This window comes from Vibrio sp. Isolate33 (assembly GCF_022397895.1).
Lineage (GTDB): Bacteria > Pseudomonadota > Gammaproteobacteria > Enterobacterales > Vibrionaceae > Vibrio > Vibrio pomeroyi.
This window is the reverse complement of sequence record NZ_JAKEUP010000003.1, coordinates 250455-273809: the sequence shown is the minus strand read 5'-3', so window position 1 is coordinate 273809 and position 23355 is coordinate 250455. Positions and strand designations below refer to the sequence as shown.

Annotated in this window: 24 protein-coding genes; 9 read left to right on the top strand and 15 right to left on the bottom strand. The window is 44.4% G+C overall.

The window, feature by feature from the left end:
* Nucleotides 1–139 precede the first annotated feature (139 nt).
* From L1D37_RS07845 to L1D37_RS07830, 4 genes are all read right to left on the bottom strand, one after another.
* Complete coding sequence (locus L1D37_RS07845; protein WP_123285490.1) at nt 140–931, bottom strand: DeoR/GlpR family transcriptional regulator; 792 nt, start codon at nt 929–931, stop codon at nt 140–142.
* Between the two features lie 310 nt (nt 932–1241).
* Nucleotides 1242–2762, bottom strand: a complete 1521-nt coding sequence (gene glpK / locus L1D37_RS07840) for a glycerol kinase GlpK (protein ID WP_057623509.1) — start codon at nt 2760–2762, stop codon at nt 1242–1244.
* Nucleotides 2763–2821: 59 nt separating this feature from the next.
* Complete coding sequence (locus L1D37_RS07835; RefSeq protein ID WP_239847475.1) at nt 2822–3676, bottom strand: MIP/aquaporin family protein; 855 nt, start codon at nt 3674–3676, stop codon at nt 2822–2824.
* A 438-nt stretch (nt 3677–4114) separates the two neighbouring features.
* Nucleotides 4115–4546, bottom strand: a complete 432-nt coding sequence (locus tag L1D37_RS07830) for a PACE efflux transporter (RefSeq protein WP_239847474.1) — start codon at nt 4544–4546, stop codon at nt 4115–4117.
* 128 nt (nt 4547–4674) lie between these two features.
* Here L1D37_RS07830 and L1D37_RS07825 point away from each other — a divergent pair, with 128 nt between their 5' ends.
* A complete protein-coding gene (locus L1D37_RS07825) occupies nt 4675–5556 on the top strand; it encodes a LysR family transcriptional regulator (protein ID WP_239847473.1) in 882 nt (293 codons plus the stop codon).
* A gap of 72 nt (nt 5557–5628) precedes the next feature.
* Here L1D37_RS07825 and arsB read toward each other — a convergent pair whose 3' ends face one another.
* From arsB to L1D37_RS07810, 3 genes are all read right to left on the bottom strand, one after another.
* Entirely contained in the window at nt 5629–6684 is a 1056-nt protein-coding gene (arsB, locus tag L1D37_RS07820; protein ID WP_048662471.1) for an ACR3 family arsenite efflux transporter, read from the bottom strand.
* Between the two features lie 110 nt (nt 6685–6794).
* Nucleotides 6795–7136: a metalloregulator ArsR/SmtB family transcription factor gene (locus tag L1D37_RS07815; protein ID WP_008215942.1), complete on the bottom strand. Its 342-nt coding sequence runs from the start codon at nt 7134–7136 to the stop codon at nt 6795–6797.
* Nucleotides 7137–7315: 179 nt separating this feature from the next.
* Entirely contained in the window at nt 7316–7831 is a 516-nt protein-coding gene (locus L1D37_RS07810; RefSeq protein ID WP_239847472.1) for an HPP family protein, read from the bottom strand.
* A gap of 127 nt (nt 7832–7958) precedes the next feature.
* Between L1D37_RS07810 and L1D37_RS07805 the strand changes: the two genes are divergently transcribed.
* Nucleotides 7959–8540 (top strand): TetR/AcrR family transcriptional regulator, encoded by a 582-nt coding sequence (locus tag L1D37_RS07805; protein ID WP_239847471.1) that lies wholly within the window; start codon nt 7959–7961, stop codon nt 8538–8540.
* 75 nt (nt 8541–8615) lie between these two features.
* Here the strand turns inward: L1D37_RS07805 and L1D37_RS07800 are convergent, their stop codons facing one another.
* Nucleotides 8616–9281 carry an START domain-containing protein gene (locus tag L1D37_RS07800; protein ID WP_239847470.1) on the bottom strand — a complete coding sequence of 222 codons (666 nt, stop codon included), beginning with the start codon at nt 9279–9281 and terminating at the stop codon, nt 8616–8618.
* On the bottom strand, nt 9278–10441 hold the full coding sequence (locus tag L1D37_RS07795; RefSeq protein WP_239847469.1) for a glycosyltransferase family 2 protein: 1164 nt from the start codon (nt 10439–10441) through the stop codon (nt 9278–9280). The genes L1D37_RS07800 and L1D37_RS07795 overlap by 4 nt, the downstream gene beginning before the upstream one ends.
* A gap of 277 nt (nt 10442–10718) precedes the next feature.
* Here L1D37_RS07795 and L1D37_RS07790 point away from each other — a divergent pair, with 277 nt between their 5' ends.
* The 3 genes from L1D37_RS07790 (at nt 10719) to L1D37_RS07780 (ending at nt 13587) form a co-directional block, all read left to right on the top strand.
* The gene (locus L1D37_RS07790; RefSeq protein WP_239847468.1) at nt 10719–11516 is read left to right on the top strand and encodes a Cof-type HAD-IIB family hydrolase; all 798 of its coding nucleotides are present in this window, start codon (nt 10719–10721) and stop codon (nt 11514–11516) included.
* A gap of 180 nt (nt 11517–11696) precedes the next feature.
* Nucleotides 11697–12344 (top strand): DsbA family oxidoreductase, encoded by a 648-nt coding sequence (locus L1D37_RS07785; RefSeq protein ID WP_239847467.1) that lies wholly within the window; start codon nt 11697–11699, stop codon nt 12342–12344.
* 34 nt (nt 12345–12378) lie between these two features.
* On the top strand, nt 12379–13587 hold the full coding sequence (locus L1D37_RS07780; protein ID WP_239847466.1) for a crosslink repair DNA glycosylase YcaQ family protein: 1209 nt from the start codon (nt 12379–12381) through the stop codon (nt 13585–13587).
* 43 nt (nt 13588–13630) lie between these two features.
* On the opposite strand, the gene L1D37_RS07775 is transcribed toward L1D37_RS07780, so the two are convergent.
* Nucleotides 13631–14569 (bottom strand): LysR substrate-binding domain-containing protein, encoded by a 939-nt coding sequence (locus L1D37_RS07775; RefSeq protein ID WP_239847465.1) that lies wholly within the window; start codon nt 14567–14569, stop codon nt 13631–13633.
* Nucleotides 14570–14675: 106 nt separating this feature from the next.
* Here L1D37_RS07775 and L1D37_RS07770 point away from each other — a divergent pair, with 106 nt between their 5' ends.
* The 3 genes from L1D37_RS07770 (at nt 14676) to L1D37_RS07760 (ending at nt 16505) form a co-directional block, all read left to right on the top strand.
* Entirely contained in the window at nt 14676–14990 is a 315-nt protein-coding gene (locus L1D37_RS07770; RefSeq protein ID WP_239847464.1) for an antibiotic biosynthesis monooxygenase, read from the top strand.
* A gap of 3 nt (nt 14991–14993) precedes the next feature.
* Nucleotides 14994–15968, top strand: a complete 975-nt coding sequence (locus tag L1D37_RS07765; RefSeq protein WP_239847463.1) for a Gfo/Idh/MocA family oxidoreductase — start codon at nt 14994–14996, stop codon at nt 15966–15968.
* A 198-nt stretch (nt 15969–16166) separates the two neighbouring features.
* Nucleotides 16167–16505, top strand: coding sequence for a Fis family transcriptional regulator (locus tag L1D37_RS07760; protein WP_239847462.1), 339 nt, complete (start codon nt 16167–16169; stop codon nt 16503–16505).
* A gap of 86 nt (nt 16506–16591) precedes the next feature.
* Here L1D37_RS07760 and L1D37_RS07755 read toward each other — a convergent pair whose 3' ends face one another.
* Nucleotides 16592–17491, bottom strand: a complete 900-nt coding sequence (locus L1D37_RS07755; RefSeq protein WP_239847461.1) for an AraC family transcriptional regulator — start codon at nt 17489–17491, stop codon at nt 16592–16594.
* Between the two features lie 498 nt (nt 17492–17989).
* Here L1D37_RS07755 and L1D37_RS07750 point away from each other — a divergent pair, with 498 nt between their 5' ends.
* Nucleotides 17990–20221 carry a hypothetical protein gene (locus L1D37_RS07750; protein WP_239847594.1) on the top strand — a complete coding sequence of 744 codons (2232 nt, stop codon included), beginning with the start codon at nt 17990–17992 and terminating at the stop codon, nt 20219–20221.
* A 71-nt stretch (nt 20222–20292) separates the two neighbouring features.
* On the opposite strand, the gene L1D37_RS07745 is transcribed toward L1D37_RS07750, so the two are convergent.
* The 4 genes from L1D37_RS07745 to ulaR all read right to left on the bottom strand — a co-directional run bounded on the left by L1D37_RS07745 (nt 20293) and on the right by ulaR (nt 23215).
* A complete protein-coding gene (locus L1D37_RS07745) occupies nt 20293–20754 on the bottom strand; it encodes a hypothetical protein (RefSeq protein WP_239847460.1) in 462 nt (153 codons plus the stop codon).
* A 206-nt stretch (nt 20755–20960) separates the two neighbouring features.
* The gene (locus L1D37_RS07740; RefSeq protein ID WP_132981751.1) at nt 20961–21203 is read right to left on the bottom strand and encodes a hypothetical protein; all 243 of its coding nucleotides are present in this window, start codon (nt 21201–21203) and stop codon (nt 20961–20963) included.
* 68 nt (nt 21204–21271) lie between these two features.
* Nucleotides 21272–22339: an L-ascorbate 6-phosphate lactonase gene (gene ulaG, locus L1D37_RS07735; protein ID WP_239847459.1), complete on the bottom strand. Its 1068-nt coding sequence runs from the start codon at nt 22337–22339 to the stop codon at nt 21272–21274.
* Nucleotides 22340–22459: 120 nt separating this feature from the next.
* Nucleotides 22460–23215, bottom strand: a complete 756-nt coding sequence (ulaR, locus tag L1D37_RS07730; RefSeq protein ID WP_019827029.1) for an HTH-type transcriptional regulator UlaR — start codon at nt 23213–23215, stop codon at nt 22460–22462.
* Nucleotides 23216–23355 lie beyond the last annotated feature (140 nt).

Here is a 23355-nt window from a genome sequence, read left to right as displayed (position 1 = left end):
AAGTATTGATGGTTCAGTTATTAAAAAAGCCAGCTATCGATAAGTGTTTATCAATAGAACTGGCTTTTGATTGCTCACGGACGCGAGTGCTTACCTAGCTCGGCTCAAACCAATTTAGTCTAGCTTGGCTTAGCTAGGGCTATTCACTTGGTGTTGAAGGCTGAGCGGTATCGATGACTTCTAACGGAATGTCTGAATCTTTAAGGATGTTAAGAATCTCTTCCGGCGGCTGCTTATTAGTAAACACCATGTGTGCCTGAGATATATTACCAAGCTTAACCATCGCATTACGGCCAAACTTAGTGTGGTCGACAGCTAAGAAGATACTGCGGCTGTTTTCGATGATAGCTTGTTTCACTCGAACTTCGTGATAGTCAAAATCGAGCAGTGAACCGTCAAAGTCGATACCACTGATCCCCAATATACCGAAATCAAGACGGAACTGTTTAACGAAATCGAGTGTTGCTTCACCCACGATGCCGCCGTCGCGGTTTCTCACTTCTCCGCCCGCCAAGATAACCTTGATCTCTGGGTTCGGCAGAAGGATGCTCGCAACGTTAATGTTGTTGGTTACAACTCGTAGCTGTTTATGGTTCTTGTTGAGCGCGCGAGCAACCGATTCAGGTGTGGTTCCGATATCAACGAACAAGGTTGCGCCATCTGGGATATGTTTAACCAGTTCGTCGGCGATCACGTCTTTTTCGTTGAAGTTATGCGCTTTACGCGTGTTGTAAGAGGTGTTTTCGGAGCTTAAAGGAATGGTTGCACCACCGTGATAGCGACGGATTTTGTTGCTATCGGCCAGTTCGTTGAGGTCTCGTCTGATGGTTTGTGGGCTGACATCGAACTTTTCAACGAGCTCATCGGTACTCACATATCCTTGTGTTTTAACCAGGTCTACAATCTGCTGGTGTCTTGGTATCTGCTTCACTTAACTTACCACTCCCTGCACGCCAAAGGCTCTGACGTGTCAAAATCGAAAATATAAACTCGCGCTATTGTGCTCGAATTGACGAAGAGAGAGAAGTAATGATGGTAAGGAATCGTGTCTAAACCGCAAAAACGGTGCTCAGAGCGGAAAATTTAAGCCTGAAACGCAAAAAAGAGCACAAAATAGTGCTCTTTTGAGTTTCGTTTACTGAGATTCGAACAATTCAATCGACATGAAAGTGATTATTCGAATGCTTTAGCTCAGTGAACGGCTAGTATTAAACGAGTAGCGAATAGCCGAAGACTCAGTATTACTCTTCGTCGTCATCGTGTAGTTCAGACCAAACCTGAGCACACTTGATAGCACGCTTCCAGCCTTTGTAACGACGGTTACGCTTCTCTTCATCGTGGTGTGGCAAGAAGGTACGGTTTAGAACTGCTTTGCCTTGAAGCTCGTCAATGCTGTCCCAGAAACCAACCGCTAGGCCAGCAAGGTAAGCCGCACCCAGAGCGGTTACTTCCGTTACTTCAGGACGGTGAACTTCAGTATCCAGCACGTCTGATTGGAATTGCATTAGGAAGTTGTTCGCTACTGCGCCGCCATCAACACGTAGGTTAGCTAGCTTGATGCCAGAGTCCGCTTGCATCGCGTCCAGTACGTCGCGAGTTTGGTAAGCAATGCCTTCCAACGTTGCACGAATGATGTGGTTAGAGTTAACACCACGAGTTAGACCAACAATCGTACCGCGAGCGTAAGCATCCCAGTATGGTGCACCTAGGCCAGTGAATGCAGGAACCACGTAAACGCCGTTCGAAGAATCCACTTTAGTTGCGAAGTACTCAGAGTCTTCTGCGCCAGCCAGTAGCTTCATCTCATCACGTAGCCATTGGATTGATGCACCACCCATGAATACCGCACCTTCTAGTGCGTAAGCTGGTTCACCTTTAGGACCACATGCCAGTGTTGTTAGTAGGCCGTTTTTAGACGTTACTTTCTCTTGGCCAGTGTTCATTAGAAGGAAGCAACCTGTGCCGTATGTGTTCTTCGCTTGGCCTGCTTCTACACACATTTGACCGTATAGTGCAGCTTGTTGGTCACCCGCAATACCCGCGATTGGGATACGAGTACCGCCTTTACCACCAAGGTTCGTTTGACCGTAAACCTCAGAAGAACGCTTCACTTCTGGCATCATTGATGAAGGGATACCCATCTCATCAAGGAGCTTTTGATCCCAGCATAGGTCGTTGATGTTAAATAACATAGTACGAGACGCGTTAGTGTAATCCGTAACGTGTACACGTCCTTGAGTCATCTTCCAAACCAACCAAGTATCAACCGTACCGAATAGTAATTTGCCTGCTTCAGCGTCTTCGCGAGCACCTTCAACGTTGTCTAGAATCCATTTTACTTTTGTACCTGAGAAATACGGGTCAAGGACTAAGCCAGTATTGTCACGTACGTAGTCTTCTAGGCCACGTGCTTTTAGGTCTTCACAGATGTCTGCTGTACGACGACACTGCCATACGATTGCGTTGTAAACCGGTTTGCCTGTTTCTTTGTTCCAAACAATGGTGGTTTCACGTTGGTTAGTGATACCAATACCCGCTAGCTCGTCGCTGCGAATGCCTGCTTTAGCAAGTGCTTCAACCAATGTAGAGCTTTGAGTCGCCCAGATTTCCATTGGATCATGCTCAACCCAGCCCGCTTTCGGGTAGATTTGAGTAAATTCTCGTTGAGAAGAGCTTACGATGTTTGCATCGTGGTCGAGGATTACAGCGCGAGAGCTTGTGGTGCCTTGGTCTAGGGCAACAATGTATTTTTGCTCGGTCATGGTAAGAATCCTTTTTCTTTTGTTATTTATATTTTAGTAAATGTAGGGTCGCTTAGGGATTAAGCTTGAGCTTGTTCAGCTTCTTCTGCTGTTTCACATTGGTTTGGAATTGTGCAGCCTTGGCCTTCTACTGGTAGGTAAGCACCGATAACACGTGGGTACAACCAACCGCCAAAACACGCACCAGCAATTGGAGCAAGAATTGGAACGATGAAGTAAGGAATATCACGAGCACCGCTCAATGCGAAATCCCAACCTGCAAAGTAAGCGAAAAGTTTTGGTCCAAAGTCACGAGCAGGGTTCATTGCGAAGCCAGTTAGTGGACCTAAAGAGCCACCAATTACCGCAATAAGAATACCGATCAGCAGTGGGTTCATCGCGCCGCGAGATGCGCCATTGTTCTCATCACCTAGCGCCAAAATGGCAAACATCAATACTGCTGTAATCACGAATTCCACAGCAAAAGCGCCGAAGAAAGAAAGTGAAGCATGTGGGTAAGTCGAGAAGATACCAGCGGTTGATAGTGCGTCTTGGCTGCTACGAAGGAAGTTATGCGCGATTTCGTAGTCAGTGAATAGGTTGCTGTATAGGCTGTAAACCAAAGCTGCAGAGCAGAATGCACCAAGTAGCTGAGAGATGATGTAAGGTACAACTTTCGCCTTATCAAAGCCGTGGAACATTGCCAGTGCGATGGTCACTGCCGGGTTAATGTGTGCGCCAGAAACACCAGCAGTACAGTAAATCGCGATAGCAACACCGAAGCCCCAGATGATGCTGATTTCCCATTGTCCGAATGTTGCACCGGTTAATACCAGTGCAGCCACACAGCCAACGCCAAAAAATATGAGCAATCCTGTGCCGATAAATTCGGCTAAGCATTGCCCAAATAAAGAAGGGTGTTTATTTGTTGTCATGTTCGAGTCCTTTTTAGTTTTGCTTATCTAGCACGTGTATTGTGCATAAATTTGCGAACTCGAAAATAAACGAACATTAAAAGTGAGCGTTTGAGCATAGAATTGTTAATTAAAGTCACTTGAAATGTTAATCCGAACACTTTTGTTCGAAAAAGAAGCTCGCATGAACGTCATTGCTCGAATTGATGTGTTTGAGGCCGCTAAAATTACCTGTATGTAAACGGATGCACAACTGGTACGAGGAGTTGATGGCTGGATTTGTGATGCTGATTCGTGAGTGGTCGATAATTAGACTTAATTAAGAAGGGCTAGGCGATGTTCTTGCTATGTAACAAGGGCGTTAACCAGTGAGCTTATATGCATAAATGAATAAACTGCCAACTACGGTGTAGTTTGGCAGTTTTAATTTGGGTGTTTGTTTTTCTAGAACTTGGTTCTCTAAACCAGAGCTGCGACCTTTCCTCTCTCAACCAACTGAGCTCGGATCGAGTCATACACCCAGTTGAACGCAATTGCGTAAAGCACGAAGAAGATAACAATCCCGATATCCATCATTAATACTGTCCAGAAATCGAGTTGAAGTACCCACATCAGTAGCGGGAACGACACCAACATCAAACCTAGTTCGAAACCTAAGCCGTGCAGAATACGTGTTTTCTTGGTTCGTTTGCTGCGGTCAGCGCCGTAAATCTTGTCGTAACCGTAGTTGTAGACGTAGTTCCACGTCATCGCAATCAACGATAAAGACAGCGCCAAGCCTGCCATTTTTACTGCTCCGCCACCGACAATGTAAGTTGCCGCCACGGCCATCAAAATCAAAGCTGCTAATTCAAATAGCACCATATGTAACATGCGTTCTTTATGTGACATCTCTTTACTCTCTTTATGTTTTTCTAGCCTCTATGGGCTAATGACTTGGCTAGATAATATCTATTTAAGTGATAATATAAAGATAGTTAGCATCACATATGGTGATAGTAAGTGTTGGGAGACACCGAATGTACAACATAGAACAGTTGAAGATGTTTGTGTATGCCGTTGAATTAGGGTCATTTTCTGCCAGCGCTCGTGAGTTGGGCAAGGTGCAGTCGGCGGTGAGCCAAGGCATCAGTAATCTTGAAATAGATTTTAATGTTCAACTTTTTGACCGTTCGACGCGCAAACCAACGCTGACGGCGCAAGGCCAACAGATCTTCAAACAGGTCAAAGCGATTATTCTGCAGGTGGAAGATCTCAACTCATCAGTCAATGCCATCAACAATCAAGAGGAAGGGCTACTGCGTATCGCATTAGATGATGCCTTGTTGCTTCCTTCATTGCCTAAGGTGTTGGATAAATTCAGCCGAACATTCCCAGCTACCGAAGTAGAGTTAATGGCTGCGGCGAGTACCGACGTGAATCGTTTGGTGTCGCAAGACCGCGCAGATATCGGCCTGATGTTTACCGACCTCGCATTCCATGCCGATTCAGAGCCGTGTTTTATTGGTAACTTACCTTTCGTTGCAGTGTGTCATCCAGATCATGCTTTAGCTGAAGTGTCGGTTGCTAAGTTGCCCGACTTTATCTCTCACCGTCAGCTGATTCTACGCGGTAACAAAGGTAAGGTGATTGACCATTTTCCGGTAGTCGCTGGCAAGGTGTGGTGGGCGAACAGCTTCGTCGCTATCAAAGAGATGATCGTACATAGCTCGGTGGGCTGGGCATACTTGCCAAGTTACTTGGTGGAAGATGAGATTCAACAGGGAAAGCTTAACCAGATTAATGTCTCGTTTGACCATAAAACATGGTCGCCACCTGTCGATTTAGTGATCTCTAAGAAAGCGATGAAAGGGCCGGGTTTACTGTGGTTAGAAGAGCATCTCAAAACCTTGCTCGACTAATCTTTTATAAGCGACAGACAAATAAAAAGGGCTTACCCCGAAAGGTAAGCCCTTATTTTTTCTAATCTTCTGCTAGATGCTAGATTTAACGGTCTGTCCGTTGTAGTACTTGTCTTTCATCTTAAGCGCAACGTTCACTAGGTAAATCAATACTGGCACTTCAATCAGTGGACCAATAACGCCTGCAAACGCTTGGTCTGAGTTGATACCGAATACAGAGATTGCTACGGCAATAGCCAACTCAAAGTTGTTGCCTGTCGCTGTGAAGGCAATAGATGCGTTCTTGTCGTATTCAATGCCCATCTTCTTACCAATGAAGAAGCTGATGAAGAACATCGCTGTGAAGTAGATGGTCAGTGGAACAGCAATCAATAATACGTCCATTGGCAGTTCAACAATCATCTCACCTTTTAGGCTGAACATCAGAACGATAGTCGCCAGTAGAGCAATCAGTGTGATTGGTGAGATGCGTGGAATGAACACATCGTTGTACCACTGCTCGCCTTTCATCGACACAAGAATCTTACGGCTTAGGAAGCCCGCTAAGAATGGGATACCTAGGTAGATAAGAACACTGTGTGCAATATCGATCATTGAGATATCAACCATCATGCCTTCGTAACCAAATACTGGTGGAAGAACGCTGATGAATAGCCACGCCATAAAGCTGTAGCTCACCACTTGGAATGCACTGTTGAGAGCAACCAATGCCGCGCCGTACTCTTTGTTACCGCCGCCGATGTCGTTCCAAACCAGAACCATTGCCACACAACGAGCAAGACCAATCAGAATCACACCAACCATGTAACCTGGGTGATCACCCAAGAACGTCAGCGCTAATACGAACATTAGGATAGGGCCAACCAACCAGTTCATGATCAGAGACAGTTTGATGGCTTTCTTATCTTTTACCACAGTACCCAATAGGCTGTAGTTAACCTTAGCCAAAGGAGGGTACATCATTAAGATAAGGCCAATCGCGAGTGGAATGTTGGTCGTACCAACAGACATAGATTCGTTCCACTGTTCGATTTGTGGGAACACGGTGCCAAGTAGCACACCAATACCCATGGCGATGAAGATCCAGAGTGTTAAGTAGCGATCTAGAAAACCTAACTTTGGTTTCATGGTAATCTCTCTTTGTTGATATCGTAAATCGTCGAAAAACGATTAATTGTGGCAAAAAAAAAACGCTTAAAAGTAAAGGCTATCAAAGCCGATCCCTCAAGCGTGAACTTCTATTTTAAAATGCTGTTAAATACCGATTCGAAGCGTTGAATATTGTCGCGGTCGATGCGGTAACACATCTTCGGCGGGATAGACTCAGCAGTGATAAAACCTGAGCTTTTTAATATTCTTAGGTGTTCTGATACCGTTGATTGAGCCAAACCCAATTCACTTACCAGATCACTGTTTAAGCAGCCGCCCGATTTTTCTAATGCGGACAAGATACTAAGTATGCGAATTCTTGCTGGGTGAGCGAGTGCTTTTGCTAACGCAGCCATCTCTTTTTCTGCTTCAGCATTACTCGGCGGAAGAGGTAGAGAACAGCTTTCTGTTGCTTGGCATGTTGCAGTCATACTTAGGTGGCTCACTTACTACTAATCGTTAAAAGACGATTAATAGTAAGCCTATTTCTTTTGGCGGTCAACGCGAATTTTAAAAGTCGCAAAACTTAAGCACCAAACATGCAATATTCACATGCGCGATTAAGACCAATTTAGTGATCACTGTGCGAGCTAGAAATAAGTGATCAGCTCTATTTTCCTACCCAATACAGTGGCCATCGTTGTTGTCTCGAGGTGTTATTGAGCATAGCGCCCACCAAAACGAGTGCGACACTGCCGACTAAAACCGGTGTAAATAAGAAGGTCCAATCAACAAGTGATGTGCCTGCTAACGCGATAACAATCGGGTTGGCGCCTGCTGGCGGATGAACTGCACGAAAGTACTGCATCAAAAATATCGCGCTACCTACTGCTACCGACATCACTAAATAAGAATCCCCGAAACCATACAGCGCCGCGAGCCCGACTGCCGCTGAAATGAAATGACCCGCAATGATGTTGCGTGGTTGAGCAAGCGGCGAGGTGGGTACTGCAAACAACAGCACACAAGTCGCGCCGAACGGTGCCATTAACCAAGGCACTTGTGATTGCTCGGCAAGTAAACACAAGATAAATATGCCTACCGTACCACCGACAAAACCCTTAAGTAGTTGGCTGAATGTTGCCTTTGGAGGTAGCTCTCCTCCACCGATCAGTTTTTGTATCATCACGAACTCCTCGCCTATGAGTAGAAAATAAAAGTGTACAGATCTGTACTGTTTGATTTGAATGATACAGATCTGTACACTCTTTACAACGTAAAATTTTGCGACCCTAATTGAACGAGTGGATAGGATGAGTAAGAAAGAACTAATCTTGGATGTGGCTGAGTCTTTGTTTAATCAGTTTGGTTATACCGCTGTTGGAGTGGATATGATCCGAGATGAGGCAGCGGTTTCTAAGACATCCATGTATCGTCACTTTGGTTCTAAAACCAAGCTGATTGAAGCGGTGTTGGAAAGGCGTCACCAGCGTTTTGAGTCGAGTTTAGAAGCGGCACTAGTATCCACTTGTGGGTTACATAACCAATTGAATGCTCTGTTAGATTGGCATTTTGCATGGTTTGAACAACCTGACTTCAAAGGATGTATGTTCATGCATGCACTCGCCGAATTTAAAGAGTCAGAAGATGACATTGCAATGCTCTCGCACAAACACAAGGTTTGGCTAAAGAATACGATCCACAATGTGGTAAGCGGTGGCGAAGCCGCAGACGCTGCAACGCTCGAACGACGAACAGAATCGATTATGACGTTTATCGAAGGGCTGATTGTAAGAAGTGAATTTGGTGAGTTTGATTCAACATCAGATTCAAACCATGACGCCAAGAAAAAAGCCTACCAACAAGCACTAAACGTTTTAGCGACTTTAGCTTGATTCCTAAGGAGATTAACGAAGATAGGCTGCCCCTATCTCCATTAAACAATTCTATCTTGGAGCTTCAAAACTCTGTTACTCAGCTGACTCATAGTTCTTGATGAAATCCAGTGTACGATCTGAGTAGGCATGTGAATCCAACATCTCAGACAGACCAAGAAGCGTCCTGTAGGGTTGAGATACGGCGACCATATTGATTAACCAAGATGGAATCGATCCTCCTGGGTCACTCAACACTTGATAAGAAATGTGAGTTGTATTGTGATCCAGTGGTGTGAGAATCCATCGCGACTCTAAATGAGCCACTCTGACGATACGTTTATCGTCATTTGGTTGATAATTAGGCCTACCATGCTGGGTAATCATCACGGTTAATGTGTCTGGATCTTGCTCGATAAAGTTTTCGACAATGGCTTCACGATCCGAGACGGGCCACGGCGCTTTTGTATAGGTTTTAGTGACCGTGTGTGCTTCGCTAAAGTGTTCTATCTCTTCCATTTTATCAATGTTTTCTACCCACTGAGTGCCTACTGAAGTATCCGTAAACAAAGCGATGATTGACGTAAGGTTGGCTTGGATATCGGCTTCCGCACGAAACTCCTTGAAGTCGTTACCTTCGATTTTTCGATTGTAGACTTCGATGCCTTTCTTATCACGAACGAGCTTCCATTCATTGGCATCCGACGCTAACACTGAAAAAGACGTCGCAATCATAACGAAAGTTAGAATCTTACTGATCATGACAGTGCTCGCCCTTTCCAAGTGATTTTATTGTTCTTTGATAAGCGATAACTGTTGAGAATCAACAAGCTTTGCAACGAAATCCCCAAAGGCACGGTTAGTGCATAACGAGCTGGTATAAATAGCTCTTTGACCAAAATAAGATAAGTGACAATGGAAGCGAGCAACATCAGAGCATTGATCGCTAAGGAGTAGCTATTGATTGATGAAGGGTCGCCGATGAAATGGTGAGTTGATACAAGCATCATCACCGGGGCAGCCCATGCAATGATATTCGTTTTGATGAATGCACCAAGTACTTGGAATCTTGATTGGCAATTTACAATAAGATTCATGTTTTTGGAGAAGCCCGCCCAAATCGAACTAAAGTTTGAATACATATGAGTACTCATAAGCTCGTCCGCAAAAGCCCAAAATGCTTTTAAACCGCATGTCTTTATGAGTTTTGCAAAAGCGATGTCTTCGGATATCTCACTGGCTACCGCAGTATGTCCCCCGACAGCATCGTATGACTTTCTTGTAAAAAGCATGGCTTGGCCGTTAGCAATAGCGTCTGATTTTGACTTGTCGTTTGCGTTCTTGAAGTTCATGTAAGACGCAACTGAAAGAAATATGCCGGGTAAGGTGATTTTCTCAACCGTTGATGTGAATGCTTGTCTAGGGTTGAACGACAGCAAATCCGTTTTGTGTCTTGAGGCGAAATGGATAACGCTCTGTAGCATCAAGGGTTCAGACTTTGTATCTGCATCGATAAAATACAAATACTCACTGGTTGCGTGTTGTGAGCCGACCATGCAAGCGTTGCTTTTCCCGAGCCAATTGGGCGGTAACTTTCTTCCTGATATACAACGAACGTTAACACTTGATGTGTCGATGAGCTTATCAACAATAGCCCTTGTCGAATCAGTAGAAAAATCATCAACCACGATGATTTCAAACCTGTCTCTTGGGTAGCTCTGCTTCATTAGCGAACTGAGGCTGGTCTCAATATTATCTTCTTCATTTCTTGCAGGGATAATAATGGACACGGTTGGCCATTTCGTTCTGTTCAGAGAAACTTTAGGCGTAATGTGAACGCGATGGCGCGCCAAATTGGCAAGTGTGATTAAAAACTTGATGGTAACGACGCAAAATAAGGTCGAAGTGATAGCTAGAATCATGATTACAGTGGTCAAAAAATAAAGTGATAGAGTCTAAGGATCGTATAGTCTTGAGGACTTTCGTTCACCTCAGGTATGTAGGACTCAATCATTCAAAGCGACATGTCGAGCAATTCAGTTTTGCGTTTGAACCACATTTGAAGCGATTTATTAGAGCTCAGAAATAAGCATTGTATTCACTGGCTACTCTAGCGATATAATCGAACATAGAACCGTCACACAAGATAACGAAAATCATAATTTACACTTTAATTTTTACTTATAGGTAAGCCCAGAAATGCCACAACAGAACATCAAATTTATCGCTGCTGATATGGACGGCACTCTGCTTAATGAACACGGAAAGCTAGACCCTGAATTCTTCAATCTTTATGAGCGACTCGAAGCTCAAGACATCATTTTTGCTGCGGCATCGGGTCGACAGTACTACAGCTTGATGGAGACATTTGCTCCACTAAAAGATCGCATGATGTTTGTTGCTGAAAACGGCACATTAGTGATGCACAAAGGCCAAGAGCTCTACAGCTGCTTGCTTGATACTGATGCCATCAATGACATCATCAAAGAAGCGCGTGCTATCGAAGGTGCTCACGTGGTGCTGTGTGGTAAGAAGTCAGCATACATCGAAACCAAAGACGAACGTGCTCTAGAAGAGATCTCTAAGTACTACCACCGCCGCGAGCAAGTAGAAGATTTACTGGCGGTAGAAGACGAGTTCATCAAAGTTGCTATCTGCCATTTCGACGGCTCACAAGAGAAAGTAAACCCAAGCATCAATGCTAAGTTTGGTGAAAACTACCAAGTGGTTGTGAGTGCAAAAATTTGGTTGGATGTGATGAATGCTGAAGCGTCGAAAGGGGCGGCAATCAAACATCTACAAAACACACTAGGTTTCACTTTCGAGCAGACGATGAGCTTTGGTGATTACCTGAATGACTACGAAATGCTCAAAGAGAGCTACCATTCTTACGCAATGGAAAACGCACACCCTAAGTTGAAAGAGATCGCACGTTTTGGCGCGCCAAGTAACGTCGATGCAGGTGTATTCCAAGTACTTGAGAAACTGCTAGCGTAACGCGGTTAAGCTCGTACCGATTTTTATCAAAGCCGACTCACTAACATGAGTCGGCTTTTTTGTTCGCTAATGGTGCATTGAGTTTAATTTGAACGAGTGTTCAGTTTGTTGTAGTCTGATCAGAAAGATGGGTATCCACTTCGAATTGGATACGCCTTAGCAACGATATTTGGAAAGATTATGAGCAAGAAGCTTCAACTCGATATTATTTCTGACGTAATGTGCCCTTGGTGCGTAGTCGGTTACAAAAACCTAGAGCAAGCCGTTTCAGAACTTGGCTTAGAACAACAGATTGAACTTGAGTGGCAGCCGTTTGAGTTGAATCCAGACATGCCGCAAGAAGGTGAAAACCTGCGTGACCACATCATGAGAAAATATGGCTCTAGTGCGGAAGAGAGCCAAAGTTCACGTGAGCAACTGGCTGCTCGTGGCAAAGCGGTAGGGTTCGATTTCAATTTCTATGACAGCATGAGAATGGTGAATTCACGTCACCTACATGTGCTGCTTGATTTTGCTCTCGCGCACGGTAAACAGACTGAGCTAAAGCTACGCTTCTTTACTGCGCACTTTTCAGAGCAGAAAGATCTGTCTGATCTTGAAGTGATTGCACAAGAACTTGAAGCGGTTGGCTTAGACTCAGCGAAGGCACTGAAACGCTTGAAGAACATCGACAACTTAAAGCAAATTGAAGCGCAAGAGTTTGAATGGCAGCGCATGGGCATCTCTGCGGTTCCTACTGTGGTATTCAATCGTAAGAGTGCAGTGACAGGCGCGCAGACGGTCGAAACGTATAAGCAAATCCTTCAAGAGCTTATGGCCGAATCATAAGCCGATCATTGGTATCAATTAGAGTCTGAATTTCATGGAATCACTTTCACTCGCACAAGCGCAAAAAATGGTACTGCTTTCGCAAAAATTACCACCTAAGAAGCTGCCGCCCAAAAAGCAACGTAATGGCGGCGCTTTGGCGAACACGTTGTCTGCGATTGAAAACCTTGGCTATGTACAAATTGATACCATCTCCGTGATTCAGCGAGCTCACCACCACACGCTTTGGAATCGCAATCAAGACTACCAGTTGAATCATCTGGATAAGCTGTTAGAGCGTCGAGAAGTGTTTGAGTATTGGTCGCACGCCGCCGCGTATTTACCCATGCGTGACTACCGCTTCAGCCTACATCGAAAGAATGGGTTTGCGAGCGGTAAGCTTAAGCATTGGTATAAAAAAGACGACGCACTCATGGCGCATGTTCTCAAGCGTATTGAGAGCGAAGGGCCATTGATGGCGAAAGACTTTGAAGGGGATAGACCCAACCCCGGCGGATGGGGCGGTAAACCGGCCAAACAGGCGCTAGAAACTTTGTTCATGCAAGGTGACTTAATGGTGCCGAGTCGAGTGAACTTTCATAAGGTGTATGACCTAACCGAGCGAGTTTTGCCGAGTGGCATTGATACCTCTGAACCAACGGAACAAGAGTATATCGAGCATCTGATCACGCGTTATTTAGAAGCGAACGGTGTGGGAATCGCATCGGAAATGAGCTATCTCCTTAAGAACACCAAACCACTGATACAGAAAACACTCCAACAGATGCTTGAAGATAAACAAGTCGTGAAGGTGGATGTTCAAGGTGTTGATTATTATGTGTTGCCTAATGCGTTTGACCTGCTGAATCAGCCTCTATCTCGAACTAAGTTAAAGATACTGTCTCCGTTCGATAATCTGTTGATTCAACGTAAGCGAATGCAATCACTGTTCAATTTTGACTACCTTCTGGAGTGTTATGTTCCTGAAGCCAAGCGCCAGTTTGGTTACTTTAGTTTACCGATTCTGTGGCAAGGAAAACTGGTGGCACGAATGGATTGTAAGGTCGACAGGAAGAGTCGTTTACTCAATATTCGCAACTTGGTTATGGAAGAGCGAATCAAAAAACATGAATCATTTGTTCATGCCTTATGTGATGAGCTAAAACACTTCATGGTGTTCAATCAATGTGATGAGATGGTCGTCCATAACACCACGCCCTCTGATCTTGGTAAGCGCCTGATGAGTCATTGGCAAACGGTTTAACGTTTATCGTTGCTTAAAAGTCCTAGTTACATAAACCATCTCGTTATTCAGCAAGCTCGGCTAACAAGAACTCGACAAAGGTTCTGTTTTTCAACGACAGTTGTTTGGTTTTGTAGAGTAAGTGAATCGGCTTAGGCAAAGGTGCCATGCCGGGTAGTATCTCCAGTAGATCACCACGTTCAATCTCTTCTGCCACTAAAATAGTTGGCTGCAATAACACACCTACGCCTTGCAGGGCGGCATATCGCAACACATCCCCATTATTCGACATCAAACGAACTTGCCCTTTATTCACCGCGCTATGCGTTGCTTGGTGGTTCTGAGAGGTTAGGAGTTGCGATTCACTGCTTTGCGCACTCCGCGTTTGTGCATCTCGACCACTCACATCACGACGACTGCTATAACTGAACCCAAGCGATGGGTGCTGTGCAAGGTCTTCCAATACGCGGATTTCTGTATGTTGACTAAGGTACTCTGGAGCCGCGCAGTAACACATCTCGTAATCTCCCAAGTATCTAGCGACTAAACTGGAGTCAGACAGGTCGCCTATTCGCACAATCAAATCAATATCGGAGGAATAAGGATCGACAAGGTCGTTGTTCAGCACGAGCTCGACATTAATCGTTGGGTGATTCGCAAGGAACTTCGCCACTATTGGGGCAAGCACCTTGTTCCCATAGGTGACTGGGCAGTTTATTTTTACCGTGCCTTGAGGTTGGTTTTCCAAGGTTTGAATCAGGTTTTCAGCGTTGCTGATGTCTTCAAGAATTCGCTTACATTCTCGATAATAAAGCTGACCTGAATCGGTTAAAGACTGTTTACGTGTGGTGCGATGAATCAGCTGAGAGTTGAGGCTCGATTCGAGGTGATGGACATGTTTACTGATCATGGTCGCCGATAGGTTGAAGTGGTTGGCGGCACTGCGAAAGCTACCTTGCTCCACTACGTAAACGAAGACTTTCATGCTGGTTAACTTATCCATTGAACACTCTTGGTTGATAAATAATAAACAAAAGGTGAGTTTATCAATTATTAGGGGTTAATTATATTAATGACAAACCGATAATTAACTAAAATAAGAGCGTGAAATGCCTCAAATAAACGAAACCATCTTTGTTACTGCCGAACTTAAGATTAAAACCAACATTGAACGTGAGGCTGCAGTTGAAGCCCTCGAACAGTTTTGCTTAGACATGCAGAGTGAACTGGGCTGCCTACAAGCCATAGCAACCTATGATCAAAACCAAAGCGATCGCGTGATCTTGCTAGAGCAATACGTTAACCGCGAAGCGATCAATCAGCATTTTGGAATGGCCCACACGCAAGCATTTATTGAGCGTGATATTACCGAGTTGGTTCAGGCGTTCGAAACGCAGCTTGAATCAAAAGAGCAGGAGAAGTAAGCCATGAAATGGGGAATCCTAGGAACCAGCTTTATCTCAGGTGTTATGGCAGATGCGATTAAAGGCGATGCTCAAAGCGAACTGTATGCTGTTGCAGGACGCGCAGAGAAAACACTCAATGAGTTTGCCGCGCAGTATCAACCAACACGAACCTTCAACAGCTATGAAGCCTTGATTGAAGACGAGTCGGTCGACATTATCTACATCGCGCTACCTAACCACGTTCACCACGAATACGTGATTAAAGCCGCACAAAAAGGCAAAGCGATTCTGTGTGAAAAATCGTTATCGGTTGATATGGAAAAAACCGAACAAGCTCTGAAAGCGGTGAAAGAAGCGGGCGTATTTTTTGCAGAAGGTTTGATGTACTTGAATCATCCATTGATCGCCAAGCTTCATCAAGAATTAGCTACAGGTGAGATCGGTGAAGTACGCTCTATTCAAGGTTCATACGTCGCTGCGATTGACCAGTTCGTTAATCCTGCGAGCAAGGGTGCACTGTACAACTTAGGTTGTTACCCAATGTCGCTGATTCACTCTGTCGCACAACACCAGTTTGGTGAAAGTGTGTTTGATGATCTGCAGATCTCTGCAATCGGCCGACGAGGCCAAGATGGCAACATCTGTGAATCATCGGCGATAATGCGCTTCAATGACCACTTCACTGCGCAGATTCATACTGCAGAAGACCACGGCTTAAAGCATGGCTTTACGATTTTAGGTAGCAAAGGCTGCATCACGCTCGACACCAACCCATGGCTACCGACTGAAGAGAATACATTCACGGTCGAGATCTATGAAACATCGACACGTGAAGTGAAAGTCGAAGCGCAAGGCGATGGCTTCCATTACCAAGTGCGTAATATCCGCCAAGCAGTTGAGCGAGGTGACACGCAACTTGTTGCGCCAATGGCGACCCATCAAGACTCTTGCGTCATCATGAAGTTACTGACTGATTGGGAGCAAGCGGCTAGCTAGTGTCTTTGCCAAATTCTGTACACGCCTTATACTTGGTAGCCTAGTAAGCTATCAAGCATGAGGCGTTTTTCTAATCCCTCTATCCTATTATCCTCAATAAATACTTTGCATTTGAAACAGCCACAGTGTCCAATGTCGTTCAAACAATATTGACCGAAAAACCTTATTTTTTAAGGTGTTAAATAGGAGATTTGCTGCATGCGTAAATCAGATAAGAAGATCGAAAATCAGATCAGAGACGTGTTAACCGACGTTTGTGAAGATACGTTGAAGAGCTACGATGGTTTTCTATGGGTGACTCATACGGTCAATTTATCTTCTTTTCCACAGAGTTTAAAAATCGTCTGCGTATTCGACACCAATCAAGATAGAGCTAACTTCTTAGAGGGAGGTGGTCAGCAGGAGGTCTCTGTTACCATCCAAAAGGCGTTTAGTCAGGTTGGGATTACATTGAAGAATATCGATAAGCACGTGAGTTTCGATACACAAGAGAATTGCGACCGTGACCATCAAGGTAAGTGGAACCATAGACTTTAAGAAGCTTTAGTCAGAGTTCTGATTGGTTCGCTAACTAAAGAACGAAAGCCTACACGAGGTAGGCTTTGTTACGGTATTTACTCTTATTATTTAATTGCGGTGCAGAAGCTAACGTCTGAATGCTGAGTTTGTGGATCGTAGCTGTGGTAGAGCTCAAAGCAAGGGCGGTCTTCGGTTTCTAGGCCGGACTCTATGAGCTTACTCATTAGGTCGTCCCATGCTTTAGCGTATTGGCTTGGCTCTGTGATCGTTTGGCGCATCACTGCATATTGTCCGCCGGGAAAATCTTTCAATTCGATCCCACTGGGCACTTCAGTGTCGTCTGAAACCATTAAGCAGATGTCTGTACGGCATTTATCGTTCGGTGTGATTTCCGGATTGTCATGATAGATAAAGATGCAGCTGTTACCTGCTAACCCTTTCATTTCGGCCCATTGATAAAGACGACCGCTTGGCCCTTCATAACCTTGTCCGTAAGGGCCTGTCACTCGTACATACGCTAGTTTTGATGGTTCGAATTGTTGCGTTTTCATTGTCATACTCCATGTTGTTCGTTCGGAGTCAGTATATGAATTGCCTGCGACTGCATCGTTTCCATTCTTGCGCAACGTGTGTCCAATCTTGCTATTTCGAGTTAACTCAGAAAACGCTTGGTAATCTTCACAATCACGGAATGCACTGGGTGTGGCACCAAAGTGTTGTTTGAATGCCTTGGCAAAACTTTGTGACGATGAGAACCCGTAATCCAATGCAATATTAATAATGGGTTGCTTGGATTTGAATAGATCATTAGCTGCCGCTTCGAGTCTCAATCGGCGAATGAAATCAGCAAGGGTCTCGCCCTGAACAGCCTTGAAAGTGCGATGAAAGTGGTAGGGTGAAAAGCTGGCCAACGCCGCGACTTCGATTAGGTTGAGTGGCTCGTTAAAGTGCTTCTCTAGATAGCGGACAACGGGAATCAGCCGCGTATGATAGTCAACGTACATTGCTTTATTTACCACTCTTTATTGCCATTGTTCTTATATAGCTTCAGAGACTAACCTATCCCAATTGAGTTTCAATAGAGTGGCATTGAAACTGAGATTAGATGCAGTAAATCCAATTCCCGCTTCCATTTTCCTTCGAACAACAAGATTAACTTCTCCCAAACTGAATTGTCTTTGTAGCCATCACGCATTCACTGTTCGTTCGACTTAATTCTCATAATGAGAAAAAGTGAAGCCGAGAATCGTGATTCTGGAATACTTAGCTTGTCAGCAAAATTAAGATTATAAGTTTTTAGCTTTCGTTCTAACGTGCTGACTTTACGTATGTATTAGGAGGTATTTTTCGAAGCAAGAGATACTGAGCCGATGGAGCTTGATCAATACATGTTTCTAACCGATACTTTTTTCGTATTTTGATTCCTAAATTGACACGTAAGTTGGCTGACTTTTCGTCTCGTATTTTTGAGTAACGACAGTATCGATTAGGAAAACTGAATGATGAACCCCTACATTTTATGGTTACTAGCACTTATTCCATTCTACCTAACCGCTAGTAACGCTTTTGCTGCTGGTAAAGCGATTGTATTGCCCGGATCACACCAGCAAGGTGTCGACTTAAGCGATTCGACAATGTCGGCAACTGATGTCATTGATTGGGAAATCACAAACAATGATATCGTGTTTGGCTCTTATGCAGACAAAGCTGACAATGAGCGAATTACAGCGATTGGTTACATGTACAACCAAAAGTTGGAGATAAACTCTGGCTGGTTAGAAAACGATCTTCGCAATAACACAGCGCTAAACGGTGCCAATTATGAAGACTTCTTTCTGCATTTCGCTGAAGATACAGTGATTGCTGAAGTCGACCAAAGCCACGGTGAAAATACCCTTCTTAATCGAAAACCTATGATCGTCGGTTACACCGCAAGTGAAGATCATGCCGGGTTTTGGCTCTATCAACAACCGCCTTGGGATGCGGATGTGTTTGAGAACTTCGAACAAGGCGGTGCGCTTTATGTGTATCACGCAGAGCAGTTCGATAGGCTGACACTAAAGTTCTCTCAATTCGCCTCTGGTGGTCAATTTTGGCTTGAGTATCCAACAGAAGTTGATGCCCATGGGCAGGTATCACAATGGTCTGCGTTGGATCTAAAGAAAGACAAAACCCTCAACATGACCAAGAACCAATCTGTGTTGTGGAACCTTCCATCTGATTGGGTAAGGGCTACAACTCATGACGGCAGTGGCGCTAGCTATGGCGGAGGCCAATATTTCGGTTCTACTTTTGTGCGTGACGGCGGGCGTCTGTATGTGATGAGAATTCGTTGGCAAGGTGATAACGCCAATAACAGACCGCGCCTCAAAGAAGTGAAACTCAGAAACAGTTTTCCTGTGGTGAAGCTAACCGATGCGCCTGAAACAACCCCTGATGGGAATGTTATTAGCCAGTGGCGTAAGATCCGTGGTTTTGATGTGTCAGCCGACTTGAATCAAGACAACTACTTGTCACAAAGTGAATATAAAAATCGCACCAATAAAAATGCCACCGCTCGATTTCGTTGGGAGTCGCGCGTGGTGCCATTTGGCCGAATGTGGAGTCAGAGTTCTTCATGGGCGCTAGCTAATGTCGCCGATCTCAATTACCTATCGGCGGTTCACGCTTATTATCAGAAAAGCTGGGTAGAGCAGGGGCTAAATGGTGCTTATAACGATGATACCAGCAAGCTGCTTGGGGGAAACCAGTTTTATGTTCACTCTGGTGGCACGGTGCAAGAGCTAGGGTTGGTGGCGGGTTCTACCGAGGCCGATGATCTTTATAAAGCGCAATTTTCTGCTTTCTTAAAAAGCCTCGCAACTCTCAATCGTGATGCCTTGATAGGCTTGAATATAGGGACAGCCAACTTACTTGGGCGTAATGGTCAATCTCACCTTGTGGAAGCAGGCTCTTTGTATTTCAGGGAGCACTACGTGTTCCCATCGACTGGTTTTAGCGGTTATTCGGGTATCTCCAAGTTTTGGGATAACTCGGCATTAGCGTATGCCGATCAAAGCGTGATCTTTCAAGCGACAACGCGTTTTGGTCGTGTTCAGTTCTTTGGTGGTTCTGAACAAAACTGGCGACAAGACCAATACTCAGCATTGGCGATTTATTACTTGAATCATCATTCGCAACACAGCTATTTCAACCAGTGGAACAATGGTTATGTTTATGGGAGTGACAACACCACAGCGGATAACTTTTGGAAAAATGGTGTGCCGAAAAATGTCGCTTATCAACCAAGTGAGCTATTGGCGGTCGATTTAGGAGAACCGAGCAATCTCATACCTGAAGGCTTTGAAGCCATTCCCTTGATGCTTTCGACAACTACGCCTGTACCTGCGGATTACACCATTGTTGGTGATTCCTCGATGAATGAAATGGTGCATGTAGACTTACCCGATGGAATGACACACGTATTGCCTACTTATACCTATTTCTTACATCAGTCTGAGCGAACAGTTGTGGCTGGTGGCCCTGAAGATATGGTGTTGGCGAGAGAGTTTGATAAGGGGCGAGTGTTGTACCGTACGGATTTCAACGGTAAGAACGCGAGCTTTTATGAGGCAGAGAAACTGACGATTGTATTAGACGTGCCGATGAAGCCTGTCGATGCAAACGGCAACATCGGAGAATATGTCACGCAAATAGAGATAGGTGGCTATGAAGGACTGTTCTTACTTTATTAGGCGGATATTGAAAGTGATGTCACTTGTTAAAAGGGCTTCTTTTCGGGGAAGCCCTGACCATGAAATCGAAGCTAGGTTCTTGAGATTAGCTTATTGTTTTTGCACTGCTTGAACTCTTTGGCGATCCATGACTTTTCATTCAAACCATTGTCGATTAGAGCAAAGAGATAACCATCAACCTTGCTTGAAGCGGTTGGGTATTCTTGAAATACATGCTTGGGATAGCCCGGGTAATTCGTCTCATATTTGCTGTCTAGTTGCTTGCCTAGCTCTCGCCATTTAACGAATAGTTCAGAAGACGAGGTTGGCTTTTTGTATTGGCCTAAAATCCGATGATGATGGACTAATGCCACTTTGGCGCAGTGGTTGGTTTGTACTACCTTCTGTATGAGCTCTGCTTGTGTCTCGCTGATTGTTTTCGCTAATGCATTTTCTTGCTCGATGCGCTCTATTCGCTCACCAAAGGTTTCAGCGTGCGTAGAAAAGATAACAGAAATGGGTAAAACCAATGCCAAAAGGCGCTTGCAGAACATAACCTAACTCGTTGAATGGATTCGTGACTATTATGCCGCTGAGTAACAATATTATTAACGAATAAACACGCTTATTTGTAAGAATTATTTTTATCGAGTGGATTAATAAATGCTTTCTGTTTTATTGTATTCGTTAGGTGAATAACTTGCTTCTTAAGTTGGAGTAACGGTTCTCTACGAGTTTAGTTTAATCGGAATATGAGCGGTTAGAGATGTTGGATATCGATCGAGTGGTAAGGAAAACCGATCGCTTTTGCCGCATTCAGTAGCGCCTGTTGAGTCTTAAATACTCTGGGTTGCATCTTTCTATCAGATTCGAGAAAACTATTCACACCCCACTGATTGCTTTTCACCATTAAGTAATAGCCATTCGCACAAGGTGAAACAACACCAATGGCTGCTTTCAAATCGCCACGACTAAAGTGATTCTTAAATTCGCGTAATACCATATCAATGTCCTTATTCGATGATGAAAAAAGGGAGCGAATCGCTCCCTATTTAAAGTGGTTACTAATGATTACAAGAATGCTCGGTATGGCAGTTCTGGGTCATTTTTGAAGATGTCAGCAAAGCCGCGGAAGTGTTGATAGTGCATGCGACCTTTATCTGTTGGGTAAGTGTATTTACCACCTACTTGCCAGAAGAAAGGAGCGAATCCGTATTGCAGGCGTTCTTTCTTCATATTCCAAAGCATCTCGATTTCACGTGGGTCGTTTTGGAAGTTTGCCCAAATGTCGTGGTGGAACGGAACAACCACTTCACAGTTCAAAGACTCAGCAGCACGAAGAATGTCTGAAGATGTCATTTTATCTGTTACGCCACGTGGGTTCTCACCGTAAGAAAGCAGTGCAACGTCGATCTTGTGATCATTACCGTGTTTAGCGTAGTAGTTTGAGTAGTGAGAGTCACCAGAGTGGTAAACAGAGCCGCCAGTTGTTTCTACTAAGTAGTTCACCGCGCGGTCATCCATGCCGTCTAGAATTTCTTTGTCTATAGAAGAAGTGCCTTCTGGTAGTGTTACAAGTGCAGTACGGTCAAACGCATCTAGGACCTTGATGTTCACGTCTTTGATTTTGATCTCGTCGCCAACTTTAGCAATAACACAACGATCTTTTGGCACACCCCATTTCATCCATAAATCAACACACGCTTTAGGACCAATGAATTTAACGTGGTCGCCACAGTTTTGTAGAACCGCCGCTGCAACGTTGATATCAATGTGGTCGCCGTGGTCATGAGATGCCATAACTGCATCGATCTCTTTAATAGCGAAAGGGTCCAATGGGAAGATCGCGGTACGTAGGTTTGGTTGAAGTGCTTCCACACCGCCCATACGCATCATTTGGTGCTGGTTTTTCATTTTTTGTACGGCTTGTGTTTTTTTACCAGTACCACACCAGAAGTCCATTGATAGGTTTGCACCTTCTTCTGATTTTAGCCAAATACCCGTACAACCCAGCCACCACATAGAAAACGTACCCGGTTGCACAACTGTTTGTTCAATCTCTTCATTTAACCATGTGCCCCACTCAGGGAATGTATTTAGGATCCAAGACTCGCGAGTGATTTCGTTTACATTGCTCATGATAATACCTTTTATTTCAATAATTTGATTAATTTTGGATGTAGGGAGCCGAGCGCCTTAATTTGGATTAAGGCACTGAGCTGAATTTATTATTATTGGGAGGGCAGGTTGCCCTGTGATTTAAACTAAGATGACTTGCGTCCCTTGAGCTTCAATCTGTTTAACAACTTCTGGATTGGCGTCTTTACCGGTGATGACGATGTCTATTTGCTTGGTATTGCAAAAGAGCATTCCGGTGCGTTGTCCAACCTTTGAACTGTCGACCACCACCACGAGTTTATCAACCTGTTCAAGCATTTGCTGTTCAGCGACGGCTGTTAACATGTCGGCTTTATATAACCCGGCGTCAGTTAAGCCTTTGCCTGAAGTGAACATCCAGTTTCCTGCATAACCGCCTAGTGAATTAGGGGCTGGATTCAAAAAGATGTTCTGCGCTTTGTTGTATTGACCGCCAATGATGATGACATCGTCATGATCCTCGTTGATCAAGTAGCTTGCGAGTGGGAAGTAGTTCGTTACGATTTGAACGTCATCCCCACATAGCTGTTGGCCAAGTAGAAAAGCCGTAGAACCGCAGTTGATTACGACTGTATCACCCGACTGACAAAGCCCAGCGGCTGCTTGTGCAATCTCAGATTTCTCTTCATAGAACTCAGTGCTGTTGATATTCAGTGGTGACCACTTTCTTTTCTGAGTTTCTACTCTCTCTGCCCCATTTCGAATCTTTCGAAGTCGGCCTAGCTCATCTAATTTAGCGATATCACGTCTTGCAGTTGCTGGTGAAACACTAAATTTATCAATGATATGTGAGACGTTGATTGTCTGCATATCTTCTAACAGCGACACGATGCCGTTATGTCTTTGTACTTCATTCATATTTATCACTCTTTATGTCGTTGTGACAATTTGATGATTACTTTTGATTTGTTTTGATTCTAATAATCACCATCATGATTGTCAAACTACATCGATATAAAAATAGGATCTCAATCACAATGTTTTATAAGCCATTGATT